The sequence below is a fragment of the Anaerocolumna sp. AGMB13025 genome (assembly GCF_029689925.1).
GTDB lineage: Bacteria > Bacillota > Clostridia > Lachnospirales > Lachnospiraceae > Anaerocolumna.
Window position 1 is genome coordinate 6,457,021 of sequence record NZ_CP121445.1, and the last position, 18,491, is coordinate 6,475,511.

The window sequence follows — 18,491 nt, forward strand, 5'->3', positions numbered from 1 at the left end:
ATGTCGACCTATGCTTTAAACTCAGTAATTCCATAAGTTCTTTCGTTGAATATCTTTATCACCAATAGCCTTTAGTAATTTTTCTACTTGTTCGGTTACTTGTTCGGTATCTGCAATTTCACATAATGCATCATAAAAAGTTTTTAGCAGAAACTCTACGAATTTCCTGAATCAGCTCTATGATCACAGCTCTCCTTAAACTAAATAAATATATTTGAATTATAACCCATAATATGGCAATGAACAAGTATCGCGTACTTTCATATCCATGAATTCCTGCTTCCTCCAATTTTTTTGATACCATTCTATTTTTTTCTTGATTTATCATACTAAATCCGGTAAAATCTACATATAAATACTGTTAATCCGGTTGGGCAGTTAACTGCTTCAAGATTTAAGCTTAAGGGTGGAGGGCTTCGTTAGAAGGTCTCTATTTTTTTGTGTAATAAGAAAGGACGGCTACTATGCAATATTTTTTATTAGTACTTGGTTTAGTTTTGATTATCAAATGTGCGGATATTTTAATTGACTCCTCTTCTAAAATTGCGAAACGATATGGGGTTTCTTCCTTTGTTATTGGAATCACGGTAGTGGCCTTTGGCACCAGTGCGCCAGAACTCGCAGTTGGGGTTGTTTCTGGTATATCTCATACCAATCAGCTTACCCTGGGTAATATAATTGGCAGCTCTTTAGCTAACACCGCCATGATTGTGGGCATTGCGGCCATTATCATGCCCCTTCGGGTTAAGGATTCTGTAGTGAGGCGTGAGATTCCAATGTTAATAGGAATTCAGATACTACTGGCTGTCATGCTTTTTCGTAATGGAGTACTCTCCCGTTTAGGTGGTGTTATACTCATTCTTGGCTTTGCTGCTTTTATGTTATATATTATGAAAGATTCAAAGGGTTCTATGAAAATAGAGATTGATGCCGAAGGTGATATTGATACCGATGCAGATGGGAATCAACTTTCAAAGGAAATAATAGAGGCTGGGAAGAATGAAAATATAATAAAGCTTTGGTGTTTTTCGATTATTTCCCTTACGGGTCTTTTTATTGGCGGAAAGCTGACAGTTGATAGTAGTACTTCTATTGCTGAAAGTTTAGGTTTAAGTGAAACCTTAATCGGTCTTACTGTGGTTGCAATAGCAACTACCATGCCGGAGCTTATCACCAGTATTATAGCTGCTCTTAAGAAGGAACCGGATATTGTGTTGGGTAATTGTATTGGAAGTAATATTTTTAATATTCTTCTGGTGCTTGGGCTTTCCTCTGCCATCTCACCAATTCCAGTGGAGACAAGCCTTTGGTTGGATGTTGCTGTTATGATACTGCTTACGGTTTTGGTATTTATTATTTCTTGGTTCAGGAAATCAATTAAAAGACGAGCTGGTATTCTTCTTTTACTGTCATATGTGTTATATCTTGTGTACAAAGTGATTAGTGTGCTTTGAACCCTGTTAAAAAGGCTGATTCTTATATGTGCAGGAATCAGCCTTATTAGCCCTGGGTCAATTTAAAAAATCAATTATGTTTCCGGATTTGCCGCTCAATATACCAACGTATAATCCCAACAAATTCCGGCAATTCGCCAGCACTATTTTGATTTTTACATAACTGTTGTATTTTTCTCAACAAAGGTTTTGCATCTTGTCCAGGTTTTAATTTCCTTAATTGGTTTTGTACCGCTTTTAACGCAGCTTGACGATTATCGATCAAGTATCCATATGGATCATTTAGATTTAATACTTTATCCAGATCCTCCTGATAATCTTTATTACTTGAATATATTTTTCCCTGTGCATCATAATAGATTGTTTCAATATCTGATCCATTCTGGGGATTTATATGTAATGCTTGACTTTTTTTCATTGTGTCACAAGTAAACTTTTTGGGATCAATTTTTCTGTATTGATTCTGTAATTTCTCATTGCCCGTACATACTGCAAGCAAATTCGTGTAAATCAATTGGTTCTTTGCATTTCTAGCCTCATAATGCTCAATTTTCGTATCCTTTGCATCCTTAATTCTCTTCATACAATATGCACACAAATACCCCTGTTCCGATAATAAGAAATCACGTAATTCTGTTTTATCCAAACTATCAAAGTCCGCCCCAGGGGTATTCCTATGTGCTTTCAGACTTTGAGGTTCCGCATTTTTCTTAATGTATATCAAAGATAAACCCTCCTATAATACCTCTAGATCATATGTCAATTTTGCCTGAACTACCTCGGAATCATTGCTCCCCAAAATATTTTCCAATTTTTCGAGCCGGTGTTTTGCATCTTCATATTTTTCCTCTGTGATAAATTTATAAAATTCATCTTTTAGATTCGTTACCTCCTCCGGGCGAACATCCACATGCATCATTTCTTTCAGTATTGCCGAAATGTCCCGTCCATAAGTTGTGTTACTTGGTTCATAGACTTTTCCATTATCAAGTAAAATGACATGTTCTTTTTTTACATTGGCTAAAATACTTGGTGAATGTGTTGTCATAATAAATTGCACGTTAGGAAAAATGAAATGCAGATCCTCTACAATGCGCTTTTGCCATTCGGGATGTAAATGCATATCTACTTCATCAATCAGTACTATTCCTTTCGTTTCTTCCAAAACATGATCCAGTAATTGGGGATTAAGTACCGCCATTCTATATGCAATGTCAGCTACCATGCTGATGGTAATTTTTAAGCCATCACTTAACATCTTCATCGGCAGTTTTTCTAACACTCCATCTTTCTGATAGGTAATCTCAATTTCATGAGATTTCATTTTGTATTCAAAATTTGCCTTAATCTCAGGATTTTTAGCTCCTGAATAACACTTACCCATTGCTTTTTTTACCGCTTCTAATTCTGGGATAAGTTTTCCTTCCTGAAGCTGAATCGAAGTCATGTCTTCGAACCATTTCATCATCAATTTATCATTGGAAGCAGAATCAAGGCAATCCTTATATCCTGTCGTTCTTGTAAAAAAGGTTGAATTCTTGGAGTTATTTTTCATTTGTCTTTTTTGCATATATAAACGACCGGTACCATAATATGCAATCAGCGGTAGAATTGTCCCCTTATCTCCTTCACGTACGCGGGTTTGTAGTTTTTCACCATATTTCATAATATTTTTAGCTTCACTGATATGTGTTTTTCCATTTTGGGCATGTAGACTCCTTTTCCATTCTACTTCACTGCCTTCTATATCAGCATGTGCCGTAATTTCTACAGGATATTGTTCTTCTGCTTCAATACGGCTTCCCAACTCATACATTTTTCTATGTGCATCTTCATGTGAAATTCCATTCGATGCAATTCCATCAAAACCAGCAATATAGCTTCCTAAAGCTGTTGATATTGCATCAAGAATCGTTGACTTACCTGAACCATTTACGCCAACTAAAATTGAATAATTCGGATTAAATTCCATTTGCAATTCTTCATAACAGCGATAATTTTTTAATTCCAGTGATTTTATGTTCATCTTAATACTCCTTCCTACTTCTGAATTTCATTACTCTTCTTATATTTCGATTATAGATATTATACCAATCTATACACTAAAACATTATTGTTTATCATACTAACAATCCAACCATTCGTATAGCAAGTATTTTTTGTCATTCCTTAGACCTTGGTTCTGAATGTTCTTGTTCTTCTGTAACAAATTCTACAATATCACCTACATTGCATTCCATCGCATTACAAATTTTTGCAAGTATCTCTGTTCCAACATTTTCGTTCTTACTTAATTTTGTTAAGGTAGTGGTACTGATTTTCGCTTTTACCCGCAATTGTGTTTTTGTCATATCTCTGTCTATTAACATTTTCCACAACTTTTTATAACTTACTTTCATACACATGCTCCTCTTATCTTAAGCTAAAAATAACTTAGTTCCATTTTAACACCATATAGTATCCCTGACTATTACTTTTTGTAAAATTCTGATAAGTTTTTTGCATATGCGCATTTAATATTATATGATAATGATTAAAAATTTTTTATGACGACTCATTTCCAACCACCTTCAATCACAAATTGTAAACAAATATCCGTAAACAATTATCGAATTCTGATCGTATTCTGATTACCGAATTTTGACGTGGACACGGGATTACTCCAAATATAGGATTACAGATTTATTACTGTACAGCCATGGTATCGTTCACCACATAGCAAGATAGAACATCCAGAAATTTTTCAGTTACAAAAAAAGATAGATTACCTGTTAATTAAGCAATCTATCTCCAAGTTTAACTCTTTAAAACACTAATTCAAAACTGGTACAATATCCGTTACGTTCTATAATTGTTTTGCTATATTAATCCAAAATGTAAATCAAAGTTTCGAATCTATCCATCCAAGAATATAATCCAAAGCCAATCCTACATTACCGACCTGACAGTGATGGGAGGCGTTTTCTTCTTTTGTAAATATTCGACCGCTTACGGATTTTGCATTCGTCAGTGCCTTAATTTGTTTCTCAAAATATACGGTATAGAGATCCTCCGCTCCGGCGAGAATCAATACATCTTGTTTCATCAATGGTGAAAGAGTGATGGTATTATACTTCATCGTGCATTTGTAATAATCATAAAGGGTTGTGATATTACCAAAGACATGACGTCCTTGTTGAAACAGCCAAAGTGAAAATGGATTCGCTTTCATTAAGTCCTCTATACTCTTCCACTTTGGGCTGTCCGGGACTTCCATTAAATTATTTATCAACTTCTTAAGCTCCTCCGGTGCTTTATCTATTAGTGCTCCGTAGAAATCATAAATTAAATCATATAATACAACCCTCTTAATGCGATCCTCATAAGCCGCTGCCCGGGCTGCCAGATAGCCTCCTAAAGAAATACCGATTAAAGTTACTCCATTTAACTGGAAATAATCCAAAATTACTTTCGTGCAGATTTCCCATTCGGGTTTCATTTTCATTTCGCATCTGCTTAAAACCTCTCCTTGACCAAATCCCTCAAACATATAAACGTTGTATCCGCCCGCATATATATATTGCATAAGTGGGATAAGTTCCTGAATAAAGGAGTCATATCCGCCATGTATGACAACATCGCCTTTGCTTTCATCCGTATGGCACTTGTATATAACAGGAAAATAACCGGCTTCAAAAGGAACTCGTACATATGTAAGTCCGGCATCTTTATATGCAGACTGGTATTCGTTCATACATTGCTCATAGAGATTAGACTGTTGCAGTCGTTTGCCTGCATCACCCTCATCACCTAACATGAAAAACATTGCCGCCCGCAGGCATGTGGCTGAGGCGACCAACTCACCTTTATTATGAAAGGACTTAACCCTGCTAAGAAAGGACTTGGACCAGCTTTCAAAATCTGTTACCTCCTTGCCTATTTCGGCAACCGTGTCATAACTTAAGCAGCCGAAGGAATAAAATCGGTTTAATTGAAAATTAAATGCTGTATCCTTATGGAAATCATGATAACCTACTGGAAAATTCATTATGATACCTCCTTGTATATTGATTCATTCTAAAACGTTTAAGATTGCATTTCAGAAATGTTTTAGGATGCATTTGATAAATGTTTTAGATTGCATTTTAAAAAATGTTTTAAGGTGCATTTTAAAATTGTTTTAGAGTGCATTTAAAAAATGTTTTAGGGTGCATTTAAATATGTTTTAGGGTACATTTAAAAATATTTTAGGGTGCATTTAAAAACTGGTAACTTACAGACATAGGAATCAGTTCTACCAATCCGTTTCGAAACACAGCTTTTTTTATTCATCCTTTATATATCTCCCATCTTTGTATCTAGAATTTTAGAAAGAAGTACTTTAATGTGGCTGATTTTTTCTTCCATGGAATTTACTTCTGTATCGTGTATTATTGCGCTCATTCCAAAAAGAATAAATTGACTTAGTAAATGGGTATTTGGTACCGGTCCTGTCATCGTATTCTTTTCTATGCCTTCTAGAATTATTTGTTCAAACAGAGGAACCATTGTTAGTAACGATCTGGTGTGTAATACCGCCATAATCTGGGGATCTGCATTTTCGGTATACATTAGACTATATTCTGAAATAGAGCCTTGCAGGCGGGTAAATATTTGATTCAGCTTTTCTTCAAAACTCAAACCGGCTGTATTGACAATTTCAGCAAAATTGGCAATGTATTTCTCGTTGTAACTCTCTAAAGCCGCTTCATATATCTCGTTCTTGGATTTGAAGTAGTGATAGAACATACCAATTTCACCACTTGCTTCATTTAAAATAGAGCGGACAGATGTTTTCTCATAGCCGTTTTCTAAGAATTGCTTTAAGGCAATATCTATAAGTTCCTGACGTCTTACGTCTGGCGCTTTTACAATTCGGGACATAATATCCTCCTTTCTCACTTACAAAACAATGTTCTGTACTTATTCTATCAACAGAACATTGTTCCGTCAATAGGCAAATAATAACCCTCATTAATAAGCTTACTTAATGAGGGTTATTATAGCTGACTATTTGAAGTTCTTGGGACTTGGATAGATAGCCTTTGGAAACCTTGATAAAAGGGAATTAACAACTATTTTTATTTTCTATCCTTACTACGCACTACTTAACATGCCATTTTATAAGTCCAATTAACATTCATAAAATTTTGTTCTACTACTTATTAGTTATTCTGCTTGCTAACGTTTATATTTTGTATGGCTTCCTCAATTAATTTCGATAATTCAAAATCTGTTAAATTCTTTATATTTATATCTCCTGCTTTTGTTGTCTTAAAAGAGTCAGTATTCACATACCTGCCATTAATATATCCGTTTCCAGTATGAATGAGTTCCATTATTACCCTGGCGGGTCTATTTCTTTCCGTAATTAGGTAGTAATAATACCTATCATATTTATCAATCCTCTTATTGAGTTCTTCATATTTCTCGATTATCTTTCGCTTACCATCACGTTCACTCATGAAAGACCTCTTTCCACAAACAAGTTTGATAAACTAAGGACATTCCTGAAACTTAAGCCCAATTTAGTACCAATTTTACAAACCAAACTTGTTATACTTATTAGGATTAATTGTAAACCAGTATTCCATCAATTCGTCAATGCAAATTTTAAAACTACATCCCGTCCATTCTTATAATCTTCTATTGTAGGTTGTATCGACCTGTCCGGCAAAAAGGTTCCGACTCCCTTATTTTTATACTTAAAGGACTTACTGAACTCGAAAAACTTGGTACTATAGCTGATTGGAAGCTGACTGTTGGGCAGATTAAAGGTCTTTACTTCTCCGTAGCAATCCAGCGCGCCTCCTGTGGGTTCCCCTACAGATATTGCTTTGGGAGCCGCCTCTTTTACCCGGTAGATTGCAAACATGCCGGAAGAAAAGGTACTTCTTCCTACCAGTGTATAAACCTTTACCTTTGGATTTTTTGCGATATAACTCTTAAGACGCTTTGTAAATGGATTCAGTATTTCTGAATTTCCACCGGAGTTATTTCTTAAATCAATGATTACTTTCTCTACCTTATTTTTCTCAATTACCTGAAACATTTCCTTATTAAAATCTGCAAATTTCCGGTTTTCCATATCTGCACAAACGTTGTATTGGAAGTAAAGTGCTTTACTATCTGGCATGTATTTATAATCATAGTATTTATCATAATAACCATTTAGAACATCTTCTGTTTTTTTATTTACAAAATCAGCAGTTTTGCCGTACTCAAGTGAGGATACGGTAAACTCCTGTATTTTTCCGTCTTTTTCTACGGTAAATACTGCTTTAGTTTCATCCTTTATGATACCCAGCCCATACATAAAGACCGGTGCTTGAAGATAACTGGTAATATTCTTCATTTCCCAACTATCATTTTCATGGGAGATCAAGGTTTTAAGCTTTTCAATGATGCTATCAATCTCTATGCCGTCTATCTTAGTTACTTTCGAAAACATCATTCCTTCTAAGCTGGTGTCAGCATTTACAATATATACTTCTGAGCCAAACATCTGGAATTGAAGGGGATAACTGTACCCGTCCCAGTAATTTATGGTCGTATGTGCATCTCCAACAGAAGCAATAATCTTATTAAGCTCGGTAAAAACCTGCTTATTGTTTAACTGGTCTACCTTTTCAAGCAAGGCATCTGTTCTATTGTTAAACTCCTGCTTTGTTATCTTATGGAACAGATTTTTATGTCTCTTAGGCAGCTCCGTTTTAAAATACTTAATATCCTCTGTTAATAAACGATTCCGTTCTGAATTGGTATTATCATTATAAAGTATTACTTCTCTGTTGGTGGTCTTACCCTGGGCAACCTTTTCACTGCCAAAGTATGTTGTAAGAAGTAAGGTCACGCTAAGCAATACAGCAACGCTAAGCAATAAGGTGAAACGTTTCTTTTTCATTTCTTTTCTTCCTTTCAAAAAAATATAATTTAAAACAAATCAATTTCTAAGAACCCACTCAAATAAACAATAACAAACTTAATGCCATCACAGCCATACCTGCTATTAATCCATAGATGGACAGATGATGTTCCCCGTATTCCCTTGCAGAAGGAAGCAGTTCATCCAGACTGATATAAACCATGATTCCTGCTACGGAGGCAAAAATAAAACCAAATACGGCATCATTAAAGAACTTATATAATAGCAAATAACCAATCAGTGCGCCTACCGGTTCTGACAAACCAGATAAGAACGATAGTTTAAAGGCTTGTTTTCTGCTTCCAGTGGCGTAAAAGATGGGTACCGCCACTGCTATTCCTTCCGGGATATTATGTATTGCAATGGCAAATGCAATGGGTATCCCAAGACTAGGATCACTTAACGCTGCCGTAAAGGTTGCTAAGCCTTCTGGAAAGTTGTGGATTCCGATTGCTAATGCCGTGAACAGGCCCATCCGCATTAGTTTGGATTTATGTTCTTCACTTTTTCCATCCATTTCTTCAACCGTATGAATTTCATGAGGATTTTCGGTAGAAGGAATTAATTTATCAATGATTGCAATTATTAAAATACCAAAAAAGAATCCGCCGACAGTAGCCCAGGTTCCTCCTTTGATGCCAAGTACAGAAATCAAGGCATCTTTTGCTTTTACAAAGATTTCAACAAAGGAAACATAAATCATTACTCCCGCTGAAAACCCCAAGGCAACGGATAAAAATTTTGTGCTGGTCCTCTTTGTAAGTAAGGAAAGCGCGCTGCCTATTCCGGTTGAAAGACCGGCAAAAAGAGTTAAGCAAAATGCAAATATTACACTGGATAGTTCCATAGGTTTCCTCCTTAAAGTAAATTATTAGTACGGATGGTTGATAACCCTAATTAGAAATACGAATAGTTAAATAATTTTGGAGAGTCCTCTGCCTCATTCGCATCTGTGCTCTCAAAAACCTAAATATAACGCCTTACCTTTTTCCTATAATTTATGTACTCTTGTCCAAATTCCCCTGCACACCATCTTTCTTCCGACAGGATAATCCAATGTGCTGATATTTGAAATACGATTACGATACTAAGTAAAAGCAAAGACCGGGTAAGCAGACAACAGCCTAAAAAGTATACAAAATATGCCACGTACATCGGATTTCGGGAAATCTGATAGAGTCCCTTCTGATTAATTCCATTTTCCCCAGGTTCTGCAAAATTTAATACAGATACCAGACATAGTAAGACTCCTAAGCCATATATCGCAAGACCCAGATACAGCCAATAGGAATCCGTCTTAATCTTTAAGAAACAAGGATATACCAAAATCAGAATATTTGAAATCTCATAAATCCAGAGTGCTGCTTTTTCTTTTCCATACATAGGCGCAAAGTGGGCTGCGCGTTTTAACGCCTCCTTGTTTAATAGACCTAAAAGTACAAACCTAATAAGTATAAGTGGTATTACTGTCAAAAATGCATTCATGATAAACTCTCTTTCCCTAAATGGCTAATACTCAAACCATATTCTTTTATCATTCTCTGCTACCAAGGCGGATAAAAACATAATGGATTTGTTTAACCTTATATATGCAGTTCCCAATCTTACTTGTTCATATCTGCTATAAAATCATTACTTTTTGCTGTGACCTGAACCCAGGCCGGACTGAAACCGCTTTTAAATGCATTCCTGGCTGATTTGATATTTGACCATGCGCAACAATAAAACGGAACGATATTCCTGTCTAATACCTCTTTGGCAAGTATACTTGTAAGGCTGGAGGCAATCCCACGTTGTCTGTATTCCGGCAATACATCCACCCCTATTTGCCACATGGTATCACAATCTGCGGAACACCCGGCAAGGCCAATCAGTTTCCCTTGGTCAAAAGCACCCACCGCCAAGATATCTAACTCCTTGCGCTTTTCACACAGTGCGTTACTCCATTCCGGCAAATAATATTCTAAAAACATGCCTTGTTCCAACAGTTTTGTTTCATAATTACAGCTTAGGGGTTTTATGGAGTTCATATCCGGCAAAAAATATTCCGCCATAAAACAAATATTTAATTGAAACTCTTTTAGGCTTTCCATTAATATATGTAAGTTTGGAGTTTCAAAGCAATGTTCTACCGGATATTTGTTTATATAAGCGCTTACTATTTCTGATAATTCCTCTGAAACTGAGGCGACTATATTATTTCCATAAGAGGTTAAATCACAGGAAAAGGGTAAGTCCAAATATCTTCTGGCATTTGGATTTTTTTCCGAGATTACTATTTTATTTTCGTTCCTTATAAAATCCTCCCTGCTGCAATTACTATCAATCGCAGATTGCTGCATTGCTATGTTTCTTATCTCTTGGTTTGTTAATATTTTCATGTTTGTCATTACCTTTTTCATTGTGATAATCTGATTTACTCTTAAATTTTCTAAAGACCATCCTGTACCAGTTAAAAGTCACACATCAACTCCCACTTAACCCCGAAGCGGTCCTTTACTTCACCGATAATAACCATATACGGCGGTCTTTCAAGTGGCTTTAATATTTCTCCGCCTTCGCTAAGTACCTGATAAGCATGTTCAACCTCGTCAGCTGTATCAAACCCGATCATGTGTTTTACTTCTTTTGTCAGTTTTACATCTGCTTCATCAGACAAATCACTCATCCTTACCTCTTGTTCTCCAAACATAATCTCAGAATGGTAAACGAGTAATTCTTTTTCCTTATCTAATTTCTCCCATCCGTTAATAACAGCATCAGAATAATGCAATAAACTCCTTACGGTACAGCCGAAAGCTCTCTTGTATAGTTCCAATGCCTCCTCTGTTTCTCCAGAAAAGCATAATTTTTGTATAAATTTCATATAAGTTCTCCCTATGATACCATGTTTAATGGATAACCAGCCAATTACAAATTATAATGCAACAATCGGAACAAAATTATCGGTTAGATGATAGCCCATCTTTGTTTTAAATATTTTGGGGGTTACCACATGATTCATGGCATAACGTATCGTTGTATCATTTTCACTCGTTGATAATGCAAAACAACCGCTTTCAATAACCCATTTGCGAATTTGCTCTTTCGTAATATTAGAGTCTTCCTCTGTGTCCTTTGACGTTGCAACAGCATATAGCCCACCTGGGAAATCTACAAATTTGTACTTATCAAAGTTGTTATAATTGTCTGGAACAGCAAAAACCCATTCCATATATTTTTCTTTCTCGTTATACCACATAAAGTCACGAGGTGTAATATACTGACTTACGTCTATAGCTGACCACCAGGTATCAAACGCCTCTAATTCCTCTATATTAGTTATTGCTCCTGAACTTACCACTTTTAATTGCGGCATTTTTATTATTCTTATATCCTGCATGTAAATGACCTCACAATCCAATGTTCTTATGTACTAACTTAGATTTCCGTATCAAAAAGTCTCTCTGTATCTTTTATGAATATCAGTGTATATAGATTCATTTCATGTCAACCGGCCCAGGACACTGCTTATATTTTGTCAAGACTCTACTCTGTCCAAAAATCAAGCCGAGAGGCTTGTAAAAAAAATTATTCTTTCATTTTTCCGGGTTTTACCCCTGTAAGGACGTCACGGTATGAAGCAACGGAGCAGCCTTTCTTTTCAATCATTTCTTTCGTTCCTGACTCACTTTTTTCTGTACCACCGCCGCCAGAACATAAAAAGAGTTCAACTTTTTTACCCGCCGGCAGCTGCTGCACAATGGCATTAAAGGCAGGGGCAGGATATCCGGCCCACACAGGACAACCAATATAAATCTGATCATAGTCCTTTAAATCAACATCTAAGGGTTGTATGGATACCGGTTTTCGATGCATTGCTAAATAACCTCCCGGAATAAAAGACCCCAGAAAACTACGGTTTCGGGTTTCCTTTACCCGGCATAAAGGAGCCTTAAGCTCTGCGGCTAATCGTGCGGCCTCTTTTTGTGTAGAGCCGCCAAAGGTGTAATAAATAATAATCGTTTTCATAGTTACCTCCATTGCATATCGCAAGTTCAATTGCAATACTGCCAATTATAAAATGTGAACATTTTTTACAGGTTGTAAGAATCAATTCGTGTGATGATTCTTTTTCTTCGAACTAGTTCCTTAAAATTTATAATTTAATTGCTTTTACAAAAATAAATTCGTTTATCCACAAATAGTACTTATTAAGTTACCCATGATATTAGGTGTTGTAGGTGTTATTAGTCTTTCCATATGTGGGGCAACAGTTCTCTTAAGGTAAAAATCCCTCTGTCTAATAGAACTTCTGTTTCTAAATTGTCATGATTTATTTGGTACATAAATTCCCTGCATCTACCACAGGGAGCCACAATTCCATTGCCTTCACATACCGCCACTATTTTGGTAATTCTACTTTCTCCGGCTGTTACCATCGCTGCAATTGCAGCATGTTCCGCACAAAATCCCATGGAGCAGGGTGTATCGATACACACTCCTTTATATACATTGCCCTTATCTGTAACTAGAGCTGCGGCAACTGAGCCAGCATAGGAACCTGCTGATAATTCATGGGGATTTAGTGTGTCAATGGCTATTCTTTTTAATTCTTCAAATTGCATTCCACTTCTACCCTCCTTTTATTTGAATATGGAGCTAAATAACTTTACCTATATGATGGTCGATAAAGCTGTAACCGCTTTGGCATAAGAATCCACGTTAATATTTCTTCCATTGTTATTCCTTTCAATGCTGTCTATCCTCTTATGCTTGATTTTGTATTTCTATTAAGTGCTTCAAAAACTTATAAGTAATTTGCATAGAGTTTTCAGAAACATACTTTATATTATCTTTTGTACCATTATGAGTTGTTTCAACAAATGTCGGTGGCCTAAGACCCTCTACAGTCGAAGGATCTTTGCCATCCATTTCACATTCTATTATAGCCAATATTAACGGGACATCTTCACTTGGAACAATTCCTATGGATAAATTAGGAATGTCTACATTTTCAAAACTCCTGTCATCGGAACCTGGTGTTTTATTTATTAATTGTACCAGGTGCTGTTCTAATATTTCCTTCGTAATAAATTGAAATATACTATTTGCCAGATTTTTTACAGGACCAAGCATAATAGTATTGCCAAAACCACAGGTATCAACATTAATAGCACCTAAAATATTATCCTTGCCTATATTTTCTATGTATTGTTCACTGCCTCTGTCTTCATATTCTTCCCTGTCAAAAAAAACAACATCGTAACGATATATTAGTTTTACATTTTGCATAAATTGTGCCAATTTTATTAATACTGCAACACCAGAGGAATTATCATTCGCCGCTGTGCTTCCATCAAAATTATCATAATGTGCCGATAAAACAAACCTTTTTACTCCCCATGTCCTGTTAACTGGAACGACTATATTTTTCACATAGTGATTTCTAAATTTAACATCACAAATATCATATTTTAAATTATAATTCTCCAATATTTTTAGTAAATTATTAAAACGCTCGTTTTTATTACTCTTTGCCAAAATTTTAACATGATTCAACATACAATTTACTCTGGTTTCCATTCGTTTTTTAATATTCTATATTCCACTCTATCCTTCAATTTCCCATCATGCCAGACGTATGATTTGAATTCAGCTTCTTTTATCATTCCGCCTTTTATCATGACTTTTTCAGAACCAATGTTATCTTTTATGCAGCCGCAGGAAATTCGAAACACTCCATCTTCTTCAAATGCAAAACGGATCAGTTCCTTGAGGGCTTCCGTGGTATATCCTCTGCCCCAAAACTTCTGCCTTATAAAATAACCCATCCCAACCAGTTTGCCTAATGGAGTAGTTTTTTCTACTGTATAACCGATTTCACCGATATGTTCCCGCGAATCTTTATCTTCTATTCGTAAGAAGTATAGTTTTCGATTCATTTTATCAATTTCATTTATAGTAGTTTGAAGGTTTATTTTTGATTCTTCAAGGGTGTTAGTTGCAATATCCTGCAAATAATACATGCCAGTCTTGTCACTAAAAAGAGCATGATGGGTTAGCAGGTCTTCCTCACAATGGTCTCTAATAATTGTCCGTTCTGTCTGTAACTGTACCACTTTATTTACCTCATATCTGTATTTTCTTCGAGAAACCTTCGCTTATAACTTAATGTTGTCTATCCAGTACCGGTTAATCTCTATTCCATCTTCATCAAAGGTTTGATTTTCTAAAACCCCGTTATTATGCAAAATCACCTTTTGGGATGGGATATTATCGGAATCACAGGTTACAAGGACCTTAGAAACTCCCATTTCTGCTAATTCTTTTAAAGCTAATTGCAGAATTAGATTTCCATATCCCCTTCCCCGATATTCCGGGCATATACCATATCCAATATGACCGCCATCAATGATATTCGTATGATTTAAATAGTGTCTTAAGGATACTGCTCCTAAAATCGCTCCTTCGCTGTTCTTAAGAAAAAATAATGTTTGGGGTACTTCCTCTCCTATGTTAATACCATTACTGCAATTCTCAATATACAAGAGCCATTCTGAGAAGTTACCTGTAAAACTTCTTAAGAGTCCCGGGTTCATTCTGCCGCCAAATGATTGCCACTTGTCAGTTAAAAGTTTTACTGCCTCCTCATCGGATTTCAGGGGTTTTACCAAGTAATACTGTTCTGTCAATTTTTTCTCCTTCCAGGTATATCAATAATTTGTCTTTTAGGGACCGCATAGTATATCCGGTCAGAAACTTTGATGCTTTTTCATTACCCATTGGAATGGTAGAAAATCCATCCTCACAGGAACATAGCAATTGCCATAACTATATCAAACAAGCTGAAATACATCATCGTAATATTTACCCTCTTGCGTATCCAAGACCACTCACCTTCCTACAGTTTTCTTGCCTTAAAACATACTGAAAGCGGAAGCATTCTTGCCTTTTTCGCCTTATCGCTATCATCTTCAAAAGATTCCATGATTTTTTTATCAGTTTCCTCAATCATCTGTTCAACAACAAAGCCTGCCCTTGCTAATGCATTTATGTAGGTTGATATTTTACGGTTACATAGAACAATCTCGCTGTCATGGACCGGCATAGTAAAATACGATTCATCAAAATAACTCTTCTGAAAAGTCAATTGATTGTTCTCGATTACTTCTTTTCGTTCCTCACAGGACCACGCCACACAAAGATTCAACGTATGATGCCAGCTAAATATAAATATCCCATCTTTTTTTAAATAGGAGGCTATTTTGTTAAAGGTTCCTTGCAAATCTGTGGTCCATCCAATGCCATAGATGGAATATACATAATCAAAATAATTGCTTGGGATATCGAGGTCTGATTCCATGGGACCACATAGAAATTTGGCTGTATAACCATTTTCTTTCAAATATGCTTTTGCATTTTCAATTTGTTTATGAGATAAATCCACCCCCCATAATTCAGAAGCATTTCTATCTGCATTGTATTTTAAAGAATGACCGCTACCGCAACATACTTCTAACATTTTTTTGCCGGATACATCCCCAAATAAATGCAAGTCATCTTCTGTTACAAATTTCACCCCATATTCCGGAAGTGCTGTAGTTCCAAACCAAAAATCCGCATTGGTATCCCAATAGGTTTTATTATTTTGTATAATATCATTGTTTTCCATGTTGATAGTTATCCCCCACTAATTTTTATTTCCCTGTTAATCAACACTAATCCTTGTGTGTTTCTCACTCTGTTACTCTAATATCCCTAAAAGCTTTTTGCCTAATGAAGCTATCCATTTTGACAAAATCCTAATTCATCAAGATAGATCCAGACATCTATTTCCTATAACAGCCCAAAATGTTCGCTTTCCATTACCGTTTTCATTTGACATAAACAAAAAGGATGTCCGGCGGGGTCAAACATGACTCTCCAATCATCAGAAAATTGATCCTCTGCAATAACTGCCCCACACTGGATTGCATGACTAACTGCTTTTTCTAAATCATTCACCGCGAAGTCCAGATGTGCCATTTGCTGTTGAGAATCCGGCTTCTCCGGCCACACTGGCAGTTTGTACTCTGGGTTTTTTTGAAATAGTATACTGGGATAGGTGCCTTGAAAGGTTCCCGGAGCATATACACATGCCCAGTCTTCCTCCATAAGCATTACTTCCCAATTAAGCAATGCCCCATAAAATTTGGCTAATTCATGAGAGTCTTTGCAGTCCATGGTAAAGGAATACATTTTGATTTTCAATTCATGATCCATTCAATCATACCTCCTATTATAAATAATAATTTATTTCATAATTTCATAATTGCCATTTTTATATTTAACTCTATTGCTATAAGCGCTGTACCTTTGAACGTTAATATTTTTATACAGTTATTCTGTAAATACTTGAGTGAGTAATCTACTTGCATTTTGTTTTAATTAATCTTGTTATTCATTACGGCTTTCTCTGTATTATTAGATGGATTAAGCGATTAAACGTTTCTATCGTTTATATTCCTTTCGGTAGTTCCTGAATAGCCTTTTAGTATTGTACTATTATATCCTTTGTTTATTTTTCTTTTATTTATTTTTCTTTTGTTTATTATTTCTTTTGTTTATTATAACAAATAAAAATAGATAAATAAACATAAATTACCAATAAACACGGACTGGCAGTACATTTTCAGTTTCGACAAATTATGGTGTTAAGTTTGAAAAAAATATAGTTGCTATAAGAGAATATCTGATATTCTTATTAAGATGTAAGAAATTTATAATTATTTATGATCAAACATATATCAAGATTTATGCCTACGGTTGAGGTATCCTTAAGAGGGGTGTTTGTTATGGCACTCTGGGGAATTGATGTTGCTCCAAAGGATATCAATATTATTTTCCCTAACTTTTCTGATTTTGGTATTTTGATAAAGTTAGGAATCATTTTTACGAAATGGCTATAAAACCAATTGAACGATGTGATACTGGTTATGAGTAGACTTGGGGATGTTTTCATAGAAGCCTTATCGGAAATGTATTTCAGAATAAAGAATTAGAGCTAAACGATATGAGTACGTTAGGAAAAGTCATGTACAACGGGATGGAAGTATAAGCGCCGAGTCTTGAAATGCTTTAAAAAGATAATGATAACTTTAATCGGTAAGAATGTGTGAAAACATTTGGGATAAAATAAAGCAGAGCACCCATGAATAAACTATCTTTCAAGATTGTTTAGTAATGGCTGTCCTGAAGAATGGACAGCCTACTGCACTCCAATATCAGACCCGTTACCTGTCTGGAGATACGCATTTGTATAGATTTATATGTATTCACCGATAAGTCCAGCGATACTGTCAAAGGCTTTTCTCGCCTTGGCAATGACCTCTGGTCTTCCGGAATTCACACTGAATCCGTCAAATTCCAGAATCATGTCCAAATCATTAAAATTATCTCCAATAACCAGTACCTTCTCTTTCGGAACTTCCTTTAAATTCATGTAACAAAGTAATCCTGTGGCTTTATTCACTCCTATCGGAACGATATCAATACAAACGCCATTTTGGAAGGCGGTTACCTTGTCACCAAATAGTTCGTTGATTTGTCTAGTACATTGATTCGCCTGCTCTTCTTTCTCATACTGGGTACTCAGCTGGGTAAAGTACGTAATCTCCTTCAAATCCTCCACTAAAATTTTAGTAAATTCAGGACCTGGTTTACTATCTGCCTTCTCACTAATCCAATAATTGGCTTCTTGGTCAAGCTCTATTCGACCGATTGATGCATGAAAACCTCCAGATTCTAAAATTAATGAAACCAGCGAAGGGAGAATTGCACCGTCTGCAGTTTTCTGTTCCACCGGCTTCGCTTCATTTTCATAAATCAAACCACCGTTGTTACATATCAGATAATCAAATTCTACCTGATGGCGTTCCAGTTCTGCCTTAATACCGCAGTAGCCACGACCGGTATTGACTCCGAATAGATTACCCTCTTTTCTCCATGCCGCAATTGCAGCCTTGTCCTTGTCTGATACAGTACCATGCTGCGTTAAAGTACCGTCAAAATCGCTTGATAAAATATACATGTAATCACCTCGGTGATATTCTATCATATCTTTTTTGAAAAAG

Annotated in this window: 21 protein-coding genes and 1 other annotated feature; of the genes, 1 reads left to right on the forward strand and 20 read right to left on the reverse strand. The window is 35.8% G+C overall.

What is annotated here, in order from left to right:
• Nucleotides 1-368: 368 nt before the first annotated feature.
• Nucleotides 369-416 (forward strand) — a sequence feature (sodium ion sensor (DUF1646 type); this cis-regulatory element may regulate processes involved in with the transportation of sodium ions).
• Nucleotides 417-464: 48 nt separating this feature from the next.
• On the forward strand, nt 465-1,454 hold the full coding sequence (locus QA584_RS27010; protein WP_278272195.1) for a calcium/sodium antiporter: 990 nt from the start codon (nt 465-467) through the stop codon (nt 1,452-1,454).
• Between the two features lie 70 nt (nt 1,455-1,524).
• Here QA584_RS27010 and QA584_RS27015 read toward each other — a convergent pair whose 3' ends face one another.
• From QA584_RS27015 to QA584_RS27110, 20 genes are all read right to left on the reverse strand, one after another.
• Entirely contained in the window at nt 1,525-2,100 is a 576-nt protein-coding gene (locus QA584_RS27015; protein ID WP_278272196.1) for a hypothetical protein, read from the reverse strand.
• A 90-nt stretch (nt 2,101-2,190) separates the two neighbouring features.
• A complete protein-coding gene (locus tag QA584_RS27020; protein ID WP_278272197.1) occupies nt 2,191-3,480 on the reverse strand; it encodes an AAA family ATPase in 1,290 nt (429 codons plus the stop codon).
• Nucleotides 3,481-3,616: 136 nt separating this feature from the next.
• Complete coding sequence (locus QA584_RS27025) at nt 3,617-3,853, reverse strand: helix-turn-helix domain-containing protein (RefSeq protein WP_278272198.1); 237 nt, start codon at nt 3,851-3,853, stop codon at nt 3,617-3,619.
• A gap of 482 nt (nt 3,854-4,335) precedes the next feature.
• Nucleotides 4,336-5,481 carry an alpha/beta hydrolase gene (locus QA584_RS27030; RefSeq protein ID WP_278272199.1) on the reverse strand — a complete coding sequence of 382 codons (1,146 nt, stop codon included), beginning with the start codon at nt 5,479-5,481 and terminating at the stop codon, nt 4,336-4,338.
• Nucleotides 5,482-5,768: 287 nt separating this feature from the next.
• On the reverse strand, nt 5,769-6,356 hold the full coding sequence (locus QA584_RS27035; RefSeq protein WP_278272200.1) for a TetR/AcrR family transcriptional regulator: 588 nt from the start codon (nt 6,354-6,356) through the stop codon (nt 5,769-5,771).
• 281 nt (nt 6,357-6,637) lie between these two features.
• Nucleotides 6,638-6,937 carry a hypothetical protein gene (locus QA584_RS27040; RefSeq protein ID WP_278272201.1) on the reverse strand — a complete coding sequence of 100 codons (300 nt, stop codon included), beginning with the start codon at nt 6,935-6,937 and terminating at the stop codon, nt 6,638-6,640.
• A 128-nt stretch (nt 6,938-7,065) separates the two neighbouring features.
• Nucleotides 7,066-8,376 carry a S41 family peptidase gene (locus tag QA584_RS27045; RefSeq protein WP_278272202.1) on the reverse strand — a complete coding sequence of 437 codons (1,311 nt, stop codon included), beginning with the start codon at nt 8,374-8,376 and terminating at the stop codon, nt 7,066-7,068.
• Nucleotides 8,377-8,434: 58 nt separating this feature from the next.
• The gene (gene zupT / locus QA584_RS27050) at nt 8,435-9,244 is read right to left on the reverse strand and encodes a zinc transporter ZupT (protein WP_278272203.1); all 810 of its coding nucleotides are present in this window, start codon (nt 9,242-9,244) and stop codon (nt 8,435-8,437) included.
• Between the two features lie 119 nt (nt 9,245-9,363).
• Nucleotides 9,364-9,882: a methyltransferase family protein gene (locus QA584_RS27055; protein ID WP_278272204.1), complete on the reverse strand. Its 519-nt coding sequence runs from the start codon at nt 9,880-9,882 to the stop codon at nt 9,364-9,366.
• A gap of 119 nt (nt 9,883-10,001) precedes the next feature.
• On the reverse strand, nt 10,002-10,778 hold the full coding sequence (locus tag QA584_RS27060) for a GNAT family N-acetyltransferase (protein ID WP_278272205.1): 777 nt from the start codon (nt 10,776-10,778) through the stop codon (nt 10,002-10,004).
• 71 nt (nt 10,779-10,849) lie between these two features.
• Nucleotides 10,850-11,263: a VOC family protein gene (locus QA584_RS27065; RefSeq protein WP_278272206.1), complete on the reverse strand. Its 414-nt coding sequence runs from the start codon at nt 11,261-11,263 to the stop codon at nt 10,850-10,852.
• Nucleotides 11,264-11,314: 51 nt separating this feature from the next.
• Entirely contained in the window at nt 11,315-11,779 is a 465-nt protein-coding gene (locus QA584_RS27070; RefSeq protein WP_278272207.1) for a transcriptional regulator, read from the reverse strand.
• A gap of 188 nt (nt 11,780-11,967) precedes the next feature.
• Nucleotides 11,968-12,408, reverse strand: coding sequence for a flavodoxin family protein (locus QA584_RS27075; protein ID WP_278272208.1), 441 nt, complete (start codon nt 12,406-12,408; stop codon nt 11,968-11,970).
• Between the two features lie 218 nt (nt 12,409-12,626).
• Nucleotides 12,627-13,004: a cytidine deaminase family protein gene (locus QA584_RS27080; RefSeq protein ID WP_278272209.1), complete on the reverse strand. Its 378-nt coding sequence runs from the start codon at nt 13,002-13,004 to the stop codon at nt 12,627-12,629.
• A gap of 142 nt (nt 13,005-13,146) precedes the next feature.
• Complete coding sequence (locus QA584_RS27085) at nt 13,147-13,941, reverse strand: M28 family peptidase (RefSeq protein ID WP_278272210.1); 795 nt, start codon at nt 13,939-13,941, stop codon at nt 13,147-13,149.
• A gap of 5 nt (nt 13,942-13,946) precedes the next feature.
• Entirely contained in the window at nt 13,947-14,498 is a 552-nt protein-coding gene (locus QA584_RS27090; protein WP_278272211.1) for a GNAT family N-acetyltransferase, read from the reverse strand.
• 42 nt (nt 14,499-14,540) lie between these two features.
• Nucleotides 14,541-15,071, reverse strand: a complete 531-nt coding sequence (locus QA584_RS27095; RefSeq protein ID WP_278272212.1) for a GNAT family N-acetyltransferase — start codon at nt 15,069-15,071, stop codon at nt 14,541-14,543.
• Nucleotides 15,072-15,280: 209 nt separating this feature from the next.
• Nucleotides 15,281-16,051, reverse strand: a complete 771-nt coding sequence (locus tag QA584_RS27100; protein WP_278272213.1) for a class I SAM-dependent methyltransferase — start codon at nt 16,049-16,051, stop codon at nt 15,281-15,283.
• A gap of 164 nt (nt 16,052-16,215) precedes the next feature.
• Entirely contained in the window at nt 16,216-16,641 is a 426-nt protein-coding gene (locus QA584_RS27105) for a VOC family protein (RefSeq protein WP_278272214.1), read from the reverse strand.
• A gap of 1,042 nt (nt 16,642-17,683) precedes the next feature.
• Nucleotides 17,684-18,448, reverse strand: a complete 765-nt coding sequence (locus QA584_RS27110) for an HAD-IIB family hydrolase (protein ID WP_278272215.1) — start codon at nt 18,446-18,448, stop codon at nt 17,684-17,686.
• Between the last annotated feature and the right edge of the window lie 43 nt (nt 18,449-18,491).